The organism is Streptomyces bluensis (assembly GCF_014650715.1).
Classification (GTDB): Bacteria; Actinomycetota; Actinomycetes; order Streptomycetales; family Streptomycetaceae; genus Streptomyces; species Streptomyces bluensis.
Genome location: NZ_BMVM01000006.1, coordinates 331503 through 350528 on the forward strand (window position 1 = coordinate 331503; position 19026 = coordinate 350528).

16 protein-coding genes are annotated in these 19026 nt (G+C 70.6%); 12 read left to right on the forward strand and 4 right to left on the reverse strand.

The window, feature by feature from the left end; all coding sequences use genetic code 11:
* Positions 1 to 203: 203 nt before the first annotated feature.
* Positions 204 to 1217, reverse strand: coding sequence for a LacI family DNA-binding transcriptional regulator (locus tag IE262_RS18355; protein WP_189874903.1), 1014 nt, complete (start codon positions 1215 to 1217; stop codon positions 204 to 206).
* 286 nt (positions 1218 to 1503) lie between these two features.
* Here IE262_RS18355 and IE262_RS18360 point away from each other — a divergent pair, with 286 nt between their 5' ends.
* The 9 genes from IE262_RS18360 (at position 1504) to IE262_RS18400 (ending at position 14720) form a co-directional block, all read left to right on the forward strand.
* Entirely contained in the window at positions 1504 to 3453 is a 1950-nt protein-coding gene (locus IE262_RS18360; RefSeq protein ID WP_189874905.1) for an acyl-CoA dehydrogenase family protein, read from the forward strand.
* A gap of 142 nt (positions 3454 to 3595) precedes the next feature.
* Entirely contained in the window at positions 3596 to 4225 is a 630-nt protein-coding gene (locus tag IE262_RS18365; protein WP_189874907.1) for a hypothetical protein, read from the forward strand.
* Between the two features lie 31 nt (positions 4226 to 4256).
* Complete coding sequence (gene secA / locus IE262_RS18370; protein WP_189874909.1) at positions 4257 to 7007, forward strand: preprotein translocase subunit SecA; 2751 nt, start codon at positions 4257 to 4259, stop codon at positions 7005 to 7007.
* A gap of 95 nt (positions 7008 to 7102) precedes the next feature.
* Positions 7103 to 8368, forward strand: a complete 1266-nt coding sequence (dxr, locus tag IE262_RS18375) for a 1-deoxy-D-xylulose-5-phosphate reductoisomerase (protein ID WP_134036683.1) — start codon at positions 7103 to 7105, stop codon at positions 8366 to 8368.
* Positions 8365 to 9669, forward strand: a complete 1305-nt coding sequence (locus tag IE262_RS18380; RefSeq protein WP_189874911.1) for a M50 family metallopeptidase — start codon at positions 8365 to 8367, stop codon at positions 9667 to 9669. The genes dxr and IE262_RS18380 overlap by 4 nt, the downstream gene beginning before the upstream one ends.
* Positions 9670 to 9916: 247 nt before the next feature.
* Positions 9917 to 11074 carry a flavodoxin-dependent (E)-4-hydroxy-3-methylbut-2-enyl-diphosphate synthase gene (ispG, locus tag IE262_RS18385; RefSeq protein ID WP_189874913.1) on the forward strand — a complete coding sequence of 386 codons (1158 nt, stop codon included), beginning with the start codon at positions 9917 to 9919 and terminating at the stop codon, positions 11072 to 11074.
* Positions 11075 to 11392: 318 nt separating this feature from the next.
* Positions 11393 to 12247: a GNAT family N-acetyltransferase gene (locus IE262_RS18390; RefSeq protein ID WP_134036692.1), complete on the forward strand. Its 855-nt coding sequence runs from the start codon at positions 11393 to 11395 to the stop codon at positions 12245 to 12247.
* Between the two features lie 81 nt (positions 12248 to 12328).
* Positions 12329 to 12898, forward strand: coding sequence for a GNAT family N-acetyltransferase (locus tag IE262_RS18395; RefSeq protein WP_134036695.1), 570 nt, complete (start codon positions 12329 to 12331; stop codon positions 12896 to 12898).
* Between the two features lie 118 nt (positions 12899 to 13016).
* Positions 13017 to 14720 carry a proline--tRNA ligase gene (locus IE262_RS18400; RefSeq protein WP_134036698.1) on the forward strand — a complete coding sequence of 568 codons (1704 nt, stop codon included), beginning with the start codon at positions 13017 to 13019 and terminating at the stop codon, positions 14718 to 14720.
* A gap of 94 nt (positions 14721 to 14814) precedes the next feature.
* Here the strand turns inward: IE262_RS18400 and IE262_RS18405 are convergent, their stop codons facing one another.
* The 3 genes from IE262_RS18405 to IE262_RS18415 are packed head-to-tail and all read right to left on the reverse strand — an operon-like array spanning position 14815 to position 16783.
* Positions 14815 to 15729 carry an aminoglycoside phosphotransferase family protein gene (locus IE262_RS18405; protein ID WP_134036906.1) on the reverse strand — a complete coding sequence of 305 codons (915 nt, stop codon included), beginning with the start codon at positions 15727 to 15729 and terminating at the stop codon, positions 14815 to 14817.
* Between the two features lie 38 nt (positions 15730 to 15767).
* The gene (locus IE262_RS18410; protein WP_229877321.1) at positions 15768 to 16253 is read right to left on the reverse strand and encodes a ferritin-like domain-containing protein; all 486 of its coding nucleotides are present in this window, start codon (positions 16251 to 16253) and stop codon (positions 15768 to 15770) included.
* The gene (locus tag IE262_RS18415) at positions 16250 to 16783 is read right to left on the reverse strand and encodes a hypothetical protein (protein WP_189874916.1); all 534 of its coding nucleotides are present in this window, start codon (positions 16781 to 16783) and stop codon (positions 16250 to 16252) included. Before IE262_RS18415 ends, IE262_RS18410 begins: the two co-directional genes overlap by 4 nt.
* A gap of 215 nt (positions 16784 to 16998) precedes the next feature.
* Between IE262_RS18415 and rimP the strand changes: the two genes are divergently transcribed.
* The 3 genes from rimP (at position 16999) to IE262_RS18430 (ending at position 18913) form a co-directional block, all read left to right on the forward strand.
* The gene (gene rimP, locus IE262_RS18420; RefSeq protein WP_134036701.1) at positions 16999 to 17508 is read left to right on the forward strand and encodes a ribosome maturation factor RimP; all 510 of its coding nucleotides are present in this window, start codon (positions 16999 to 17001) and stop codon (positions 17506 to 17508) included.
* Positions 17509 to 17510: 2 nt separating this feature from the next.
* Entirely contained in the window at positions 17511 to 18497 is a 987-nt protein-coding gene (gene nusA, locus IE262_RS18425; protein WP_134036704.1) for a transcription termination factor NusA, read from the forward strand.
* A gap of 134 nt (positions 18498 to 18631) precedes the next feature.
* Positions 18632 to 18913 carry a YlxR family protein gene (locus tag IE262_RS18430; RefSeq protein ID WP_134036707.1) on the forward strand — a complete coding sequence of 94 codons (282 nt, stop codon included), beginning with the start codon at positions 18632 to 18634 and terminating at the stop codon, positions 18911 to 18913.
* The last annotated feature ends 113 nt before the right edge of the window (positions 18914 to 19026 follow it).

Genomic DNA, 19026 nt, shown 5'->3' on the forward strand with positions numbered 1-19026 from the left:
TGACGAAGTGCAGACAGGGGGGCGCCGGCCAGGGACGGGGCAGGGCCGGCGAACGGGAAGCGGTGAACGAAACGGGAGGCGCTGATCGGGCGAAGGTGCTGACGGAACGGGAGGCGCTGATCGGCGGAGAAGGCGAGGAAGGCGAGGAAGGCGGGGAAGGCGGGGAAGGCGGGGAAGGCGGGGAAGTGCGGGGAAGTGCGGGGTCAGCCGGCGGACGGCACCGGCCCGGTGCTGGCCCGCACCGTCAACTCCGGTGCCAGCAGCACGACTTCGTCCGTGCCGTGCCCGTCCAGCTTCGCGACCAGGTGCTCCACCGCGCGCCGGCCCATCTCCTGGGCCGGTATGGCGACCGAGGTGAGCCGCAGGGACGCCTGGGTGGCGACCTGGTCCGGGCAGATGGCGATCACGGACACGTCCTCGGGCACGGCGCGCCCCTGCTGGCGCAACAGCGCGAGCAGGGGCGCGACCGCGGACTCGTTCTGCACGACGAAGCCCGTGGTGCCCGGACGCTCGTCGAAGATCCGGGCGAGGGTCACGGCCATCACGTCGTACCCGCCCTCGCAGGGCCGGTGCAGCATGCGCAGCCCCAGCTCCCGCGAGCGGTTCCGCAGCCCGTCGAGCGTGCGCTCGGCGAAACCGGTGTGCCGCTCGTAGACGGCGGGCGCCTCACCGATGACGGCGATGTCCCGGTGACCGAGCAGGGCCAGGTGCTCGGCGCACAGCGCACCCGTCGCGGTGAAGTCGAGATCGACGCAGGTCAGTCCGGCGGTATCGGCGGGCAGACCGATGAGCACCGACGGCTGGCCCGACTGCCGCAGCAACGGCAGCCGCTCGTCGTCGAGCTCCACGTCCATCAGGATCATCGCGTCGGCGAGCCCGCTGCCCGTGACGCGCCGGACCGCGTCGGGGCCCTCCTCGCCGGTGAGCAGCAGCACGTCGTACCCGTGGATGCGGGCCGTGGTCGCCACCGCGATGGCGATCTCCATCATCACGGGCACGTACATGTCCGTACGGAGCGGGACCATCAGCGCGATGATGTTGGACCGGCTGCTCGCCAGGGCCCGGGCCCCCGCGTTCGGGTGGTAGCCGAGCTCCTGGATGCTCCGCTCGACCCGCTGCCGGGTGCCCGCGGAGATCGACCGCTTGCCGCTGAGGACATAGCTCACCGTGCTCGCCGAGACTCCGGCGTGCTGGGCGACCTCGGCGAGGGTGACCATCCAGCTCTCCAGGGGTGGTGTGAAGCGCTTCGACAGTGCGCGCTGCGGGCAATGACGAGTGAGGGTGGCTTGACAGTAGCTTGACGGTGAGTGGGTGTCCATAGGTTGTCGAAGCGCTTCGACAGGGACTTTCCGTGGGCCCCCTGCCTACCACGAGCGGCCCGTGGGCGCGGCCGGTCGCCGTGCCAGGACTGGTGAGGCTGCCCGGAATCGGGTACATACGATCGAGTAGCACCGGTCAGTAAGGACCTGTCCCAAGATCCCTATTCGCGGCGAGGTGAGCCTCATGTCCGCAGCACCCGCATCCCCTTCCCCCCGACCCGCTGTGACCGAGCGCGAGGCCCGCCAGGTGGCGGAGGCCGCCCGTGAGCAGGACTGGCGCAAGCCCAGCTTCGCCAAGGAGCTCTTCCTCGGCCGTTTCCGGCTCGACCTGATCCACCCCCACCCGATGCCCGCCGACGAGGACGCGCAGCGCGGCGAGGAGTTCCTCGCGAAGCTGCGTGACTTCTGCGAGACGAAGATCGACTCGTCCGTCATCGAGCGCGACGCACAGATCCCCGACGCCGTCATCGACGGGCTCAAGGAACTCGGCGCCCTCGGCATGAAGATCGACACGAAGTACGGCGGCCTCGGCCTCACCCAGGTGTACTACAACAAGGCGCTCGGCCTCGTCGGCTCCGCGAGCCCCGCGGTCGGCGCCCTGCTCTCCGCGCATCAGTCGATCGGCGTACCGCAGCCGCTGAAGTTGTTCGGCACCCAGGAGCAGAAGGACACGTTCCTGCCGCGCTGCGCCCGCACCGACATCTCCGCCTTCCTGCTGACCGAGCCGGACGTGGGCTCGGACCCGGCCCGCCTCGCCACGACGGCCGTACCGGACGGGGACGACTACGTCCTCGACGGGGTGAAGCTGTGGACCACCAACGGCGTCGTCGCCGACCTCCTCGTCGTCATGGCCCGCGTACCGAAGTCCGAGGGCCACAAGGGCGGGATCACCGCCTTCGTCGTCGAGGCCGCCTCCGAGGGCATCACCGTCGAGAACCGCAACGCCTTCATGGGCCTGCGCGGCCTGGAGAACGGCGTGACCCGCTTCCACCAGGTCCGCGTCCCGGCCGCGAACCGCATCGGTCCCGAGGGCGCCGGCCTGAAGATCGCCCTCACCACGCTGAACACCGGCCGGCTCTCCCTGCCCGCCATGTGCGTCGGCGCCGGCAAGTGGTGCCTGAAGATCGCCCGCGAGTGGTCGGGCGCCCGCGAGCAGTGGGGCAAGCCGGTCGCGCTGCACGAGGCGGTCGGCTCGAAGATCGCCTTCATCGCCGCCACGACCTTCGCGCTGGAGGCGGTCGTGGACCTGTCCTCACAGATGGCCGACGAGGACCGCAACGACATCCGCATCGAGGCCGCCCTCGCCAAGCTGTACGGCTCCGAGATGGGCTGGCTGATGGCCGACGAACTGGTCCAGATCCGCGGCGGCCGCGGCTTCGAGACCGCCGAGTCGCTGATGGCCCGCGGCGAGCGCGGCGTCCCGGCCGAGCAGATGCTGCGCGACCTGCGCATCAACCGCATCTTCGAGGGCTCCACCGAGATCATGCACCTGCTGATCGCCCGTGAGGCCGTCGACGCCCACCTGTCCGTGGCGGGCGACCTCATCGACCCGGAGAAGTCCCTCTCCGACAAGGCGAAAGCGGGCGCGAACGCCGGCGTGTTCTACGCCAAGTGGCTGCCCAAGCTGGTCGCGGGCGCGGGCCAGCTCCCGCGCGCGTACGGCGACTTCGCCCCCGAGGGCCACATCGACCTCTCCGGCCACCTGCGTTACGTCGAGCGCGGCGCCCGCAAGCTGGCCCGCTCCACCTTCTACGCCATGTCCCGCTGGCAGGGCCGGATGGAGACCAAGCAGGGCTTCCTGGGCCGGATCGTCGACATCGGCGCCGAACTGTTCGCGATGAGCGCGGCCTGCGTGCGTGCCGAGCACCTGCGCACCAGGGGCGACCACGGCCGCGAGGCCTACCAGCTCGCCGACGCCTTCTGCCGCCAGGCCCGCATCCGCGTCGACGAACTCTTCGCCCACCTGTGGACCAACACCGACGACCTGGACCGCAAGGTCGTCAAGGGCGTCCTCGCGGGCACCTACGAGTGGCTGGAACAGGGCGTGATCGACCCGTCCGGCGAGGGCCCGTGGATCGCCGACGCGACACCCGGACCCTCCCGCCGGGAAAACGTCCACCGCCCCATCCGCTGAAACACCCCGTCGCTTCGGACTCCCCGTGCCCCGCCCCTCGATATTCCTCCCGGGAATTCACTGCCGTCCCCGTCGTCATTCCGCTGCTTGCCGCTCGAAAATCTCGCGTCAACAATGGACGGAAGGCGAACGGGGACGACAGATGCGCCATGGAATCAATGGAATCGGGGACAGTCACGCCCTTTCCGTCCAGCTGACGTACGCCCGGCGCGAGGCCTGGGGGTATCTCCTTCAGACGGATCGCGTACGGGCACTGAGGGCGGTCCGGGACGACGTGCTGCCCATGGCGGAGAAGCTGCGCATGGCGGACCCGGAGTCCTTCGAGACCCACCGGGACGCCCTGGCCGTGCTGCTCAACGAGTGCGCGCTGGCCGTCGTCGACGCGGCGACGAGGCCGCCCCTGACCGGCTTCGACGCCGTACACGTGCGCAGGATCGACCCGCGGGACGTGGACGCGCTGCTGGGCGCCGGGCGACCGGGCGAGCGCCCGGTGATCCAGCAGCTCTTCCGCTGCGCGCTCGACGTGGTCAAGGACCCCGTGCTGCGCGAGGTGATCACGGCGAACCAGCAGAGCGTCCGCATTCTCCAGCGGGCGAACCACTGGATCGGGATGCTCATGGACGCCATGGACCCGGACGTCATGGACGCGGATGCCATGGGCGCAGACGCCACGACCACGGACACAATGGACGTGGTGGACGTCAGGGAAGACGTCACGCACACGGCAGCAAGGGAAACGGAATCCGGGATTTCACCGGAACGGAACATGTGATTCTTTCTCGTGGTACTTGGGGGTTCGGACAATGCCCGCTCTCGGACTGGACACCGTCGCCGGCAAGATCATGCGGGCCGGCGAGGGCAGGACCCTGCGCCGACTGCACCGCATCGCCGAACAGGTCGCCTCCGTCGAGGAGGACTTCACGGACCTGACCGACGCCGAACTCCGCGCCCTCACCGACGAGTACAAACAGCGGTACGCCGACGGCCAGACCCTCGACGACCTGCTGCCCGAGGCCTTCGCCACCATGCGCGAGGCCGCCCGGCGCACCCTCGGCATGCGCCACTTCGACGTCCAGGTGATGGGCGGCGCCGCCCTCCACCTCGGCAACATCGCCGAGATGCAGACCGGCGAGGGCAAGACCCTGGTCGCCACCCTGCCCGTCTACCTCAACGCCCTCACCGGCAAGGGCGTCCACCTCGTCACCGTCAACGACTACCTGGCCCAGCGCGACGCCGACTGGATGGGCCGGGCCTACAGGTTCCTCGGCCTGACCGTCGGCGTCATCCGCGCCGGCTCCACCCCCGAGGAGCGCCGGGCCGCGTACGCCTGCGACATCACCTACGGCACCAACACCGAGTTCGGCTTCGACTACCTGCGCGACAACATGGCCTGGTCGCAGGACGAGCTCGTGCAGCGCGGCCACCACTTCGCGATCGTCGACGAGGCCGACTCGATCCTCATCGACGAGGCCCGCACCCCGCTGATCATCTCCGGCCCCGCCGACCAGGCCCCCCACTGGTACGAGGCCTTCGCCGCGCTGGTGATCCCGATGACCGGCGTCGAGATCCAGGAGGAGCGCTTCGTCCGGCCCCTGGACAAGGAGCGGCTGCGGCGGCTGCGCGCCGAGTACCACTACGAGTACGACCCGAGGAACCGCACCGTGGCCGTACTGGACCGCGGGGTGGAGTTCATCCAGGACCAGCTCGGCATCGACAGCCTCTACGAGTCCGACCACACTCCGCTGATCGGCCACCTCAACAACGCCCTGAAGGCGAAGGAGCTGTTCCGCAGGGACCACGAGTACGTCGTCGTCGACGGCGAGGTCCTGATCGTCGACGAGCACACGGGCCGCCTCCTCGCCGGCCGCCGCTACAACGAGGGCCTGCACCAGGCGATCGAGGCGAAGGAGGGCGTGCCGGTCAAGGAGGAGAACCAGACCCTCGCGACGATCACCCTGCAGAACTTCTTCCGCCTCTACGAGAAGCTCTCCGGAATGACCGGCACGGCGATGACCGAGGCCGCCGAGTTCCACCAGATCTACAAGCTCGGCGTCGTCCCGATCCCGACCAACCGGCCGATGGTCCGCAGGGACCAGCCGGACCTGATCTACCGCACCGAGGACGCCAAGTTCGCCGCGGTGGTCGACGACATCGCGGGGCGGCACGCCCAGGGCCAGCCGGTCCTGGTCGGCACCACCACCGTCGAGGTGTCCGAGGCGCTGTCCGGGCTGCTGCGCAGGCGGGGCATCCGGCACGAGGTGCTCAATGCCAAGAACCACCAGCGTGAGGCCCTGATCGTCGCCCAGGCGGGCCGCAGGGGAGCGGTCACGGTGGCCACCAACATGGCCGGTCGCGGCACCGACATCATGCTCGGCGGCAACCCGGAGGCCCTCGCCCTCGCCGAACTCCCCGACGAGGCGGACGAGGAGCAGCGCCGGGCCGTCGTCGAGCGTGTGGCGTCCCAGGTCGCGGCCGAGCGTGACGCGGTCACCGAGCTCGGCGGCCTCTACGTCCTCGGCACCGAGCGGCACGACGCCCGACGCATCGACAACCAGCTCCGCGGCCGCTCCGGCCGGCAGGGCGACCCCGGCGAGTCCCGCTTCTACCTCTCGCTCCAGGACAACCTCATGCGGCTCTTCCAGGCCCAGGTCGTGGACCGGGTGATGGCCGCGGCCAACTTCCCCGACGACGTCCCCATCGAGAACAAGGTGGTCACCCGTGCCGTCGCCTCCGCCCAGGCACAGCTGGAGCGGCAGCACTTCGAGTCCCGCAAGGACGTCCTGAAGTTCGACGAGGTCCTCAACCGTCAGCGCACGCTCATCTACGCCGAGCGGCGCCGCGTCCTGGAGGGCCAGGACCTGCGTGAACAGCTTCTGCACTTCATGGACGACACCGTCCAGGCGTACGTCGAGTCGGAGACCGAGGACGGCTTCCCCGAGGAGTGGGATCTGGACCGGCTGTGGACCGCCATCGAACAGCTGTACCCCGTGCGGGTCACCCTCGACGACCTCGACGAGGAGTTCGGCGGCCGTTCGGGTCTCACCGCCCAGGACATCGTGGACGCGCTCACCGAGGACATCCACGCCCGCTACGAGGAGCGCGAGGCGGAACTCGGCGCGGACGTGCTGCGCGTGCTGGAGCGCCGGGTGATGCTCTCGGTCCTGGACCGCAAGTGGCGCGAGCACCTCTACGAGATGGACTACCTCCGCGACGGCATCGGCCTGCGCTGGACCCTCGGCCGCGAACCGATCATCGAGTACGAGCGCGAGGGCTTCGACATGTTCGTAGCCATGACCGACGCCATCAAGGAGGAGACCGTCGGCTACGTCTTCAACCTCGACCCCACCTCCAGCGGCCTCACCCCCGGCCCTCAGGACTCCCTCCACTTCACCGCCCCGACCATGGACACGGCCGAGGGAGTCGTCGAGGGGGACTTCGGTGCGGTGGACGCGGTGCCGGACCACTCCGCGCAGGCGGGCCCCCCGCAGGGCGCGGCCCGCCCGGCGAAGGCGAGGACACGGCAGTCCCGGGCGAAGCGGCGCCGGAAGAGGTAGGGGAAGGGGAGCGGTACGTGTCACCCGGACCCGTCCAGCCCGTCGCAGGCGCCCGCGCTGTCCGGCCGGGCGCCGTATGCGGCCACAATGGGGGGATGACCGACAGTCCAGCCCCTCTCGCCGATCCGCATCTCGTCTTCGATCCCGTCGCCGGGGTCCGGGACGTCGTCGTCCTCGGATCGACCGGTTCGATCGGCACCCAGGCCATCGACCTCGTCCTGCGCAACCCGGACAGGTTCCGCGTCACCGGTCTCCTGGCCGCCGGAGGGAGGGTGGGGCTGCTGGCAGAGCAGGCGTACCGGCTACGGGTCCGGACCGTCGGCGTCGCCCGCGAGGACGCCGTCCCCGCGCTGAAGGAGGCCCTGAGACAGCAGTACGGCACCGAGCCGCTCCCCGAGATCCTCGCGGGCCCGGACGCCGCCACCCAGCTCGCCGCCTCCCCCTGCCACACCGTGCTCAACGGCATCACCGGCTCCATCGGCCTCGCACCCACCCTGGCCGCCCTGGAGGCGGGCCGCACCCTCGCGCTCGCCAACAAGGAGTCGCTCATCGTCGGCGGCCCGCTGGTGAAGGCGCTGGCCAAGCCGGGCCAGATCATCCCGGTCGACTCCGAGCACGCCGCCCTGTTCCAGGCCCTCGCCGCCGGCACCCGGGCCGATGTGCGCAAGCTGGTCGTCACCGCGTCCGGCGGCCCGTTCCGGGGCCGTACGAAGGCCGAACTGGCGAACGTCACCCCGGCGGACGCCCTCGCGCACCCGACCTGGGCCATGGGACCGGTGATCACCGTGAACTCGGCGACGCTCGTCAACAAGGGCCTCGAAGTCATCGAGGCGCACCTGCTGTACGACATTCCCTTCGAACGCATTGAGGTGGTCGTGCATCCGCAGTCGTATGTCCACTCGATGGTTGAGTTCACGGACGGATCAACACTGGCCCAGGCGACGCCCCCCGATATGCGCGGGCCGATCGCCATCGGCCTCGGCTGGCCGGAGCGCGTCCCCGACGCCGCCCCCGCCTTCGACTGGAGCAAGGCGTCCACCTGGGAGTTCTTCCCCCTCGACACCGAGGCGTTCCCCTCTGTCGGGCTCGCCCGACACGTCGGACAGCTCGCGGGCACGGCCCCGGCGGTGTTCAATGCCGCCAACGAGGAATGTGTCGACGCGTTCCTGAACGGCACCCTGCCGTTCAACGCGATCATGGACACGGTCACCCGGGTCGTCGAGGAACACGGCACACCCGGAACGGGAACCTCCCTGACCGTGGCGGACGTCCTCGCGGCCGAGACCTGGGCGCGTGCCCGGGCCCGGGAACTGACCAAGGCCACCTCGACCGAGCGGACCACCGCGGAGGCGCGTGCATGACCACCCTGATGACGATTCTCGGCATAGTCGTCTTCGTGATCGGCCTGGGGATCTCGATCGCGTGGCACGAGCTGGGCCACCTGTCGTTCGCCAAGCTCTTCGGCATCCGCGTGCCCCAGTACATGGTGGGCTTCGGCCCGACCCTCTGGTCGCGCCACAGGGGCGAGACGGAGTACGGCATCAAGGCGATCCCGCTCGGCGGCTACATCCGCATGATCGGCATGTTCCCGCCGGGCCAGGACGGCCGTATCGAGGCCCGTTCGACGTCGCCGTTCCGCGGGATGATCGAGGACGCCCGCGCGGCCGCCTACGAGGAGCTCAAGCCCGGCGACGAGAGCCGCCTGTTCTACACGCGCAAGCCCTGGAAGCGCGTCATCGTGATGTTCGCGGGCCCGTTCGCCAACCTGATCCTCGCCGTGGTGATCTTCCTCGGCGTGATGATGACGTTCGGCACCAACATGCAGACCACCACGGTCGGCAAGGTCTCGGACTGCGTCATCCAGGCCAGCGAGAACCGCTCGACCTGCGAGAAGGGCGACCAGGCCGCGCCCGCGAAGGCGGCCGGCCTCAAGGCCAAGGACAAGATCGTCGCCTTCAACGGTGTCCCCGTGAAGGACTGGTCCACCCTCCAGGAGGACATCCGCGCCAACCCCGGCAAGGAGGTCACCCTCACCGTCGACCGCGACGGCAAGCAGCTCGACCTCACCGCCACCCTCATAAAGAACCAGGTCAGCAAGACCGACGGCAACGGCGGCTACGTCGAGGGCCAGTACGTGACCGCCGGTTTCCTCGGCTTCACACCCGCCAGCGGCATCGTCCCGCAGACCTTCTCGCAGTCCGTGGACCGCATGGGCGACATGATGCAGAACGGCGTGGAGTCACTGATCTCCCTGCCCGCCAAGATCCCCGCCCTGTGGGACGCGGCCTTCGGTGACGGGCCCCGCGAGCCCGACTCGCCCATGGGCGTCGTCGGCGCGGCCCGCGTCGGCGGCGAGATCGCCACGATGGACATCCCGGCCACCCAGCGGCTCGCCACGTTCCTGATGCTGGTGGCGGGCTTCAACCTCTCGCTCTTCCTGTTCAACATGCTCCCGCTGCTCCCGCTCGACGGCGGGCACATCGCGGGGGCGCTGTGGGAGTCGCTGCGCCGGAACGTGGCGAAGGTGCTGCGCCGTCCCGACCCGGGCCCGTTCGACGTGGCGAAGCTGATGCCGGTGGCGTATGTGGTGGCCGGGGTTTTCATCTGCTTCACGGTGCTGGTACTGATCGCGGATGTCGTCAACCCGGTCAGGATCAGCTAGCAATCGGGATCTTCTGCCGCGACGGCTGATGGCTGTGGATCGCGCCCTTCGCTCGCGTACCTCACGCGAGTGAAGGGCGCGACGTCGTCGTGCGACGCGGAGTGGTCCACGACAACGCCGGGCATGCCATCGGGTGGATCGTCGGGCAGCCGTGTGCTCCCGGTCATGTCCGTGCCGTAATCTCGGACCCTGGAGCCCGCTGCTCACGGGACCGGATCCTGATCCACAACTTGGGGTTGCACAGCAGATGACTGCGATTTCTCTCGGCATGCCGTCCGTTCCGACCAAACTCGCCGAACGCCGGAAGAGCCGGCAGATCATGGTGGGCTCCGTGGCGGTGGGCGGGGACGCGCCGGTGTCGGTGCAGTCGATGACGACGACGCGTACGTCGGACATCGGGGCGACGCTTCAGCAGATCGCCGAACTGACGGCGTCGGGCTGCCAGATCGTGCGGGTGGCCTGTCCCACGCAGGACGACGCGGACGCGCTGGCCACGATCGCCCGCAAGTCGCAGATCCCGGTGATCGCGGACATCCACTTCCAGCCGAAGTACGTGTTCGCGGCGATCGAGGCGGGCTGTGCGGCGGTCCGGGTGAACCCGGGGAACATCAAGCAGTTCGACGACAAGGTGAAGGAGATCGCGCGGGCCGCGAAGGACCACGGCACCCCGATCCGTATCGGCGTCAACGCGGGCTCGCTGGACCGGCGGCTGCTGCAGAAGTACGGCAAGGCAACCCCGGAGGCGCTGGTGGAGTCGGCGCTGTGGGAGGCGTCGCTGTTCGAGGAGCACGACTTCCGGGACATCAAGATCTCTGTGAAGCACAACGACCCGGTGGTGATGGTCAACGCCTACCGGCAGCTCGCCGCCCAGTGCGACTATCCGCTGCATCTGGGGGTGACGGAGGCGGGTCCGGCGTTCCAGGGCACGATCAAGTCGGCGGTGGCGTTCGGCGCGCTGCTGAGTGAGGGCATCGGTGACACGATCCGTGTCTCGCTCTCGGCTCCTCCGGTGGAGGAGGTCAAGGTCGGCACGCAGATCCTGGAGTCCCTGAACCTGCGTCAGCGTGGCCTGGAGATCGTCTCCTGCCCGTCGTGCGGGCGTGCCCAGGTGGACGTCTACAAGCTGGCCGAGGAGGTCACGGCCGGTCTGACCGGTATGGAGGTCCCGCTGCGGGTGGCGGTCATGGGCTGCGTGGTGAACGGCCCCGGCGAGGCCCGCGAGGCGGACCTCGGCGTCGCCTCCGGCAACGGCAAGGGCCAGATCTTCGTCAAGGGCGAGGTCATCAAGACGGTCCCCGAGTCGAAGATCGTCGAGACCCTCATCGAGGAGGCGATGAAGATCGCCGAACAGATGGAGAAGGACGGCGTCACGTCGGGCGAGCCGTCGGTGGCGGTGGCGGGCTGAGCTGAAACTCTCAGCCCCTCCGGCGTTTGAGGAGCGGGGGCCCGGGGGCCGGCCCCCGAAACGGGGCCCGGGGCGGAGCCCGAAGTACGAGCCCAGGGCGCGACCCCGGGTCAGGGGTCCGGGGCGGAGCCCCTGGGGATGGGACGGGTAGGGGCGGCGGGGGCGAGGAAACCCCAGTGCCAAGCCCGCGGCGTCACAGAACCCACCCACCCCACCCCCGTACCGTCCCGCCCGGAGGGCACCCCATCAGGGCGGCGCGCCAGAAATTCGCCGGGTACAGTGCGGAGATCAGCAGTCCCCAGGGTGAGGCCCCCGCACGTGTTGACCCAGACGACCACCAGGGTCCTCGAACCGAGTGACCTGGACGCCGCACTCGCCGTCCTCGACCGCGAGCCCGTCGCGAACGCCTTCGTGACGTCGCGGGTACAGGTCGCCGGCCTGGACCCCTGGCGCCTCGGCGGCGAGATGTGGGGCTGGTACGAGGGCGGCATGCTCACCAGCCTCTGCTACGCGGGCGCCAACCTCGTCCCCATCTGCGCCACCCCCCGCGCCGTACGCGCCTTCGCCGACCGAGCCCGCCGTGCCGGCCGCCGCTGCTCCTCCATCGTCGGCCCCGCCGAACCCACCGCCCAGCTCTGGCGCCTCCTCGAACCCGGTTGGGGCCCCGCCCGCGAGGTCCGCGCCCACCAGCCGCTCATGGTCACCGACCGGCTCCCCGCCCCGCACGTCGTCGCCCCGGACCCCTACGTCCGCCGTATCCGCAAGGACGAGATGGAGACGATCATGCCGGCGTGCGTGGCGATGTTCACCGAGGAGGTCGGAGTATCGCCCCTCGCCGGCGACGGTGGACTCCTCTACCAGGCCCGCGTCGCCGAACTCGTCGGCTCCGGCCGCTCGTTCGCCCGCCTCGACGCGGACGGCAGGGTCGTCTTCAAGGCGGAGATCGGCGCGGCCACCCCCCAGGCCTGCCAGATCCAGGGCGTCTGGGTCGCCCCCGAGTACCGCGGCCGGGGCCTCGCCGCCCCCGCCATGGCCGCCGTACTGCGCTACGCCCTCACGGACGTGGCCCCCGTGGCGAGCCTGTACGTCAACGACTTCAACACCGCGGCCCGGCGCACGTACCACAGGGTGGGCTTCCAGGAGATCGGCGCGTTCATGAGCGTGCTGTTCTGAACCACGAACAACCCGTGGCCGCCCCAGAACCGGCACTCCCCACCGCCCACCCCGGCGGAGCGCCCCGGTAGTCTCGCCGACATGCTGCGCTTTCCCGGTCAGGGCCCCCGCAACCCCGGCGACGTGGTCATCGGCCCGCTGGATCTCGCCGCCCGCGTCGACGAGGCCCTCGCCGTCCAGGCCGTGGCCTTCGGGCTCGGCGCCGACGAGGTCGCCGTCCGCCGGCAGATCGTGCTGCGGCACCTCACCTACCCGGGAGCCCGCGCACTCGGCGCCACCACTCCCCAGAACCGGCTCGTGGGCTTCGTCTACGGCATGCCCAACGACCGTGCGCACTGGTGGTCCACCGTCGTCGAACCGTATCTGCGCGCCCGCGGCCACGACGACTGGCTCGACGACTCGTTCGTGATCACCGAACTGCACGTCCACCCGCACTACCAGAACCACGGCATCGGCCGCTCCCTGATCACCACCATCACGGAGGGCGTCGCCGAACCCCGCTCGATCCTCTCCGCGATCGACACCGACAGCCCCGCCCGCGGCCTGTACCACTCCCTCGGCTACGAGGACCTGGCCCGCCAGGTGCTGTTCCCGAGCGCCCCCAAGCCGTACGCGGTGATGGGCGCCCCGCTGCCCCTGCGCCGCCGCTGAGCGACCCCGGGGTCCCGCGGCGGCCCCGCGGCCCTGCGGCTCTCATCAATTTCCACCGGGAACCACCGCACGGCTAACCTCCTTGCCATCACCCTTACGCAGCAGGAGTACGAGAATCATGGCGAACGCACCGGTCCAGCGCATGTCCCAGTTGCTGGCGAAGACGTTGCGCGACGACCCCGCGGACGCCGAGGTCCTCAGCCACAAGCTGCTGGTCCGCGCGGGCTACGTCCGCCGCACCGCCGCCGGCGTGTGGACCTGGCTGCCGCTCGGCAAGAAGGTCCTCGCCAACGTGGAGCGCATCGTCCGCGAGGAGATGGACGCGATCGGCGCCCAGGAGGTGCTGCTGCCCGCGCTGCTGCCGCGTGAGCCGTACGACGCGACCGGCCGCTGGGACGAGTACGGCCCCGAACTGTTCCGCCTGAAGGACCGCAAGGGCGGCGACTACCTCCTCGGCCCCACCCACGAGGAGATCTTCACGCTGATCGTGAAGGACCAGGCGTCGTCCTACAAGGACCTGCCGGTGATCCTCTACCAGATCCAGACGAAGTTCCGGGACGAGGCCCGCCCGCGCGCCGGCATCCTGCGCGGCCGCGAGTTCCTGATGAAGGACTCGTACTCCTTCGACCTGGCGGACGAGGGCCTCGCCCAGTCCTACGAGCTGCACCGCCAGGCCTACCAGAGGGTCTTCGAGCGCCTCGGCCTCGACTACCGCATCTGCGCCGCCACCGCCGGCGCCATGGGCGGCTCCAAGTCGGAGGAGTTCCTCGCCCCGGCCGCCGCCGGCGAGGACACCTTCGCGGACTGCCCCGCTTGCGACTTCGCCGCCAACACCGAGGCGATCACGTACGAGATGAAGCCGGTGGACGCGACGGACGTGCCGGCCGCCGAGGAGATCCCGACCCCGGACACCCCGACCATCGAGACGCTCGCCGCCTCGCTCGGCGTCCCGGCCTCCGCCACCCTGAAGAACCTCCTCGTCAAGGTCGACGGGGAGATCGTCGCCGTAGGCGTCCCCGGTGACCGCGAGGTCGACATGGACAAGGTCGAGGCGCACTTCTCCCCGGCGGTCGTCGAACTGGTGACGGCGGAGGACTTCGTGGGCCGCCCCGACCTGGTCCGCGGCTACGTCGGCCCGCAGGGCCGCCAGGAGAAGCTCCGTTACATCGCCGACCCGCGCGTGGCACCCGGCACGGCCTGGATCACGGGCGCCAACAAGGAGCACACACACGCGAAGAACGTCGTCGCGGGCCGTGACTTCGAGGTCGACGCGTACGTCGACGTCGTGGTCGTCCAGGAGGGCGACCCGTGCCCCAACTGCGGCACCGGCCTCAAGCTGGACCGCGCCATCGAGATCGGCCACATCTTCCAGCTCGGCCGCAAGTACGCCGACGCCCTCAAGCTCGACGTCCTCGGCCAGAACGGCAAGCCCGTCCGCGTCACCATGGGCTCGTACGGCATCGGCGTCTCGCGTGCCGTGGCGGCGCTGGCCGAGCAGAGCGCCGACGAGCAGGGCCTGTGCTGGCCGAGGGAGGTCGCCCCGGCCGACGTCCACGTGGTCGCCGCGGGCAAGGCGCTGCAGACCGAGCTGGCCCTCGACGTCTCCGAGAAGCTGCGCGCCGCCGGCCTGCGCGTCCTCGTGGACGACCGGGCCGGGGTCTCCCCGGGCGTGAAGTTCACCGACGCCGAACTCATCGGCGTCCCGCAGATCCTGGTGGCCGGCCGCCGCTCCGCCGAGGGCGTGCTGGAGCTCAAGGACAGGAAGACCGGTGAGCGTGAGGAGCTGACCGTGGACGAGGCCATCGCACGCCTGACGGCGTAACGGCCCAACGACGCCCGGCGGGAGGCCGGTTGGAGGCGCGCCGTCACAGGCGCCTCCAACCGGCCTCCCGTCCCGTGAACCGCCTCCGCGCGGCTCACAACCACCCCGCGAACTCCAGCAACAGTTCCGCGTCCCGGGCCCGCCCCACCCGGCGGGCCCGAAGCCCCGACTCCACCGACCGGAACAGCGTCCACCCCCGCAGGCGCTCCTGGTCCACGTCCAGGGACTCGGCGAGCCGCTTCACCCGGCGCCGGGTGGTCGCCGCCCCGGAGGGCGAGGCGATCACGTCCTCCACGCGATCCCGTACCAGCCGGGCCAGGTCGAACGCGCACTCCCCGACCACCGGATCGGGCCCGACGGCCAGCCACGGCATCCGCTCACCGGCGAGCACCTTGCTCTGCCGGAAGGTCCCGTGCAGCAGCAGTTCCTCGGGCGGCGAGGCGAGCAACTCCTCACGCGCGGCGAGCGCGGCGGCGAGCAGCGGCGCGACGTCCTGCTCGGCCGCGCCCGCCCGCATCGCCTCGGCCTGCCGCCCCGTCCGCTCGGCCACCGTCTCGAAGAGGTGCCCGTCACCGTCCGGCGGCTCGACCCACAGCCGCCGCAGCACCCCCGTCGCCTCCAGCAGCGCCTTCGCCTCGGGCAGCGACCGCACCGACAGATCCGGGTGCAGCCGCTCCAGCAGCAGTACGCCCGGTGTGTCACCGGGGTTGAGCAGCCGCACCGCGCCCCGCCCGTCCCAGTGGCCGAGGGCCGCCCGCTCGCTCTCGGGCCGGGCCCGGGGTGGCGCCAGCTTCAGCACGGCGGGCGTCCCGTCGAACTGCCGCACCAGCAGCACCAGGCTGCTGCGCCCTCCGGGAGCCTGCACCCGTTCAACGGTCAACTCGCGTAGCGCGACGGCCTCGCGTACCAGCTCGGGCAGCTTCTCCAGCCAGTCGCCGGCCCCGTCGAACCCGCCCTGCCGCGCCTCGGCGAGTGCCCGCACGAGGCGCTGCGGCGGTTCGAAAGCCATGCGAGCCATGTGCGAGTCGTTCCCTTCCCGGGTCGCGTTCAGGTGTGCGGTGCCGCCGACGGCGTCGGCGTGGCCGTGCGCTCGGCGAGACCAGGGAAGGCTACGCTGCCGCCCCGCCACCGCACCGCCCGCACCGCCGCCTCCCGGAGCGCCCGAGCGGCCGCCAGCCTCCGGTCGCCCTCACTGGCCCGTACGAGATCGGAGTACACACCGGCCACCCCCTCCTCCAGCTCCACGGCGAGCCGCGCGGCGGAGTCGGGGTCCCCCACGGGGAAGGGCAGCGCGTACGCGGCGTCCGCGGCCACGGGACTGCCGCCCAGGTCCCGTACGACGCGGGCGAGTTCGTCGCGCCGGGCGCGGTGGGCGTCGTAGCCCTCCCTGGCCTCCTCCCGCCTCGCCTCACCGATGTTCCCGCCGACCACCCCGTACCCGTACACGGCGGCGTGCTCGGCCCCGATCGCGGCCTGCAGCGCCTTGAGCTCGTCGGCCTTCGAGGGCCCGCCCGCGCCGGCGATCCGTCTCACTTCGCACCTTCCGTCAGCAGAAACGCGTGTGCGGCCCCGGCCGCGGCCACGGACGCCATCAGCCGGGCCAGTTCGCCCGGCACCTCCAGGAGCGCCTTCGTACGGCGGTCCGCGAGCTGCCTCTCGTGCCGGGCCAGTTCGGCGAGCGCGGACTTCTCGTCGGTGGGAACGGGGGAGGGGCTCGCCGAACGCGACGCCGGGGCGGAGGGCGACTTCGAGGCCGACGGCGTGGCCGGCGCGCCGCCCCCGAACGCCTCGGCGTGCCGGACGACCTCCGCCCGCAGCGGCTCCAACAGCCCCGCCAGCGCCGGGTGCGTGGCGAGCACGGCGGCGTACCGCTCGGCGAGCGCCTCACTGTCGCGCGCCCCACGCGCGCGTGCCCGGTGGGCGGCCGAACGGCCGGCGACGGTGGTGTCCGACTCGGAGCCGGACGAGCAGCCCACGAGCAGAACCGCGCCCGCGGCCCCGGCGAACAGGCTCCTTCTGCGCGGCCCGGCAGAGGGGTTGCGCGACGGCAGGGTGAACGGCACGGCAGACGTCCTCGGGAGGGTCGTAAGGGTGGTACGAACGAAAGAGCGGTTGGCCCGTGATCACGGTACCCGCGCACCGGCGCGCTATCCGTCACCGGCGCCGTGGAGCTCGTGCCCGGCGCCCCGGTGGACGGCAACACACCTCCGGAACCGATACCCTTTGACCTGACACGCGACGTCCCCACAACAGCACACGCGGCCGAGGAGTCACCCGGATGAGCACCACCCAGAGCGAGAGGCTGCGAGAACTGCTGGAACCGCTCGTACGCTCCCAGGGCCTGGATCTCGAAGAGATCGCCGTGGACTCGGTCGGACGCAAGCGTGTGCTCCGCGTCGTCGTCGACTCCGACTCGGGCGCCGATCTGGACGCCGTGGCCGAGGTGAGCCGCGCGCTCTCGGCGAAGCTCGACGAGACGGACGCGATGGGCCAGGGCGCGTACGACCTGGAGGTCGGCACCCCGGGCGCCGAGCGCGCCCTCACCGAACACCGGCACTACGTGCGCGCCACGGACCGCCTGGTGAGGTTCCAGCTCCACGAGGACGGCGAACTGGTCGCGAGGATCCTCACCGTGGACGAGGACGGCCTCGACGTCGAAGTCCCCGGAGTCAAGGGCCGCAAGGCCACCACCCGCCGGCTCGCCTTCGCCGACATCGCGAAGGCGCGCGTCCAGGTGGAGTTCAACCGCAAGGAAAACAAGGACATGAAGGAAGAGGAGGAGGCGTAGCCGTGGACATCGACATGAGTGCCCTGCGGGGCTTGGTACGGGAGAAGGAGATCTCCTTCGACCTGCTGGTCGAGGCGATCGAGTCGGCCCTCCTCATCGCCTACCACCGCACCGAGGGAAGCCGCCGCCACGCGCGCGTGGAGCTCAACCGGGAGACCGGCCATGTGACCGTGTGGGCGAAGGAGGACCCCGAGGACCTGTCGGAGGGGCAGGAGCCGCGCGAGTTCGACGACACCCCGTCGGGCTTCGGGCGTATCGCCGCCACCACCGCCAAGCAGGTCATCCTGCAGCGCCTGAGGGACGCGGAGGACGACGCGACCCTCGGCGAGTACGCGGGCCGCGAGGGCGACATCGTCACCGGTGTCGTCCAGCAGGGCCGCGACCCGAAGAACGTCCTCGTCGACATCGGCAAGCTGGAGGCCATCCTGCCGGTGCAGGAACAGGTCCCCGGGGAGACGTACCAGCACGGCACGCGGCTCCGGTCGTACGTCGTCCGGGTGGCGAAGGGTGTTCGCGGTCCGTCCGTCACCCTTTCCCGTACGCATCCCAATCTGGTGAAGAAACTCTTCGCGCTCGAAGTGCCGGAGATCGCCGACGGCTCGGTCGAGATCGCCGCCATCGCCCGTGAGGCCGGCCACCGGACGAAGATCGCGGTCCGCTCCACGCGCAGCGGACTGAACGCCAAGGGCGCCTGCATCGGCCCCATGGGCGGCCGTGTGCGCAATGTCATGGGCGAGCTGAACGGCGAGAAGATCGACATCGTCGACTGGTCGGACGACCCGGCCGAGATGGTGGCGAACGCGCTGTCCCCGGCCCGGGTCTCCAAGGTCGAGGTCGTCGACATGGCGGCCCGCTCCGCACGGGTGACGGTCCCGGACTACCAGCTGTCCCTGGCGATCGGCAAGGAGGGGCAGAACGCCCGTCTCGCGGCCCGGCTGACCGGCTGGCGGATCGACATCCGCCCGGACACCGAGCAGCCGTCCGAGTAGTCCGGGGAGCGCTTTCCGGGTACGTCCCGGGGAGCGGGGAATAGATCCAAGCCGCAGTTCGCTTGGATCACGACAACAGTCGTTCGATCCCTGCCCCAAAGGGGTGAGGTCGGCGCGGGGAGGTAGACTTAGGGGTGTCTGGCCGGACGCGTGCCCGAGCATGCCCTGAGCGCACCTGTGTGGGGTGCCGGGAGCGAGCGGCCAAGAACGATCTGTTGCGGATCGTGGCGATCGAGGAACAGTGCGTTCCCGATCCTCGCGGTACGCTGCCCGGCCGGGGTGCCTATGTACACCCGGCCCCGGTCTGTCTCGACCAGGCGGTACGCCGCCGGGCGTTCCCGAGGGCGCTGCGCGTCCCGGGCCCGCTCGACATAAAGGCGTTGCGCCGTTACGTCGACCAGCCGGACAGTTGCTGAGCAGCGGTAGTGCTGAGCATGCAACACCGTAAGACGTGTCGTACGGAACCCCGTGCGGCCAGGTACCTCGCGAGTCGGAAGTAGGTCGAGATTGCGATGAGCACTCGATGAGT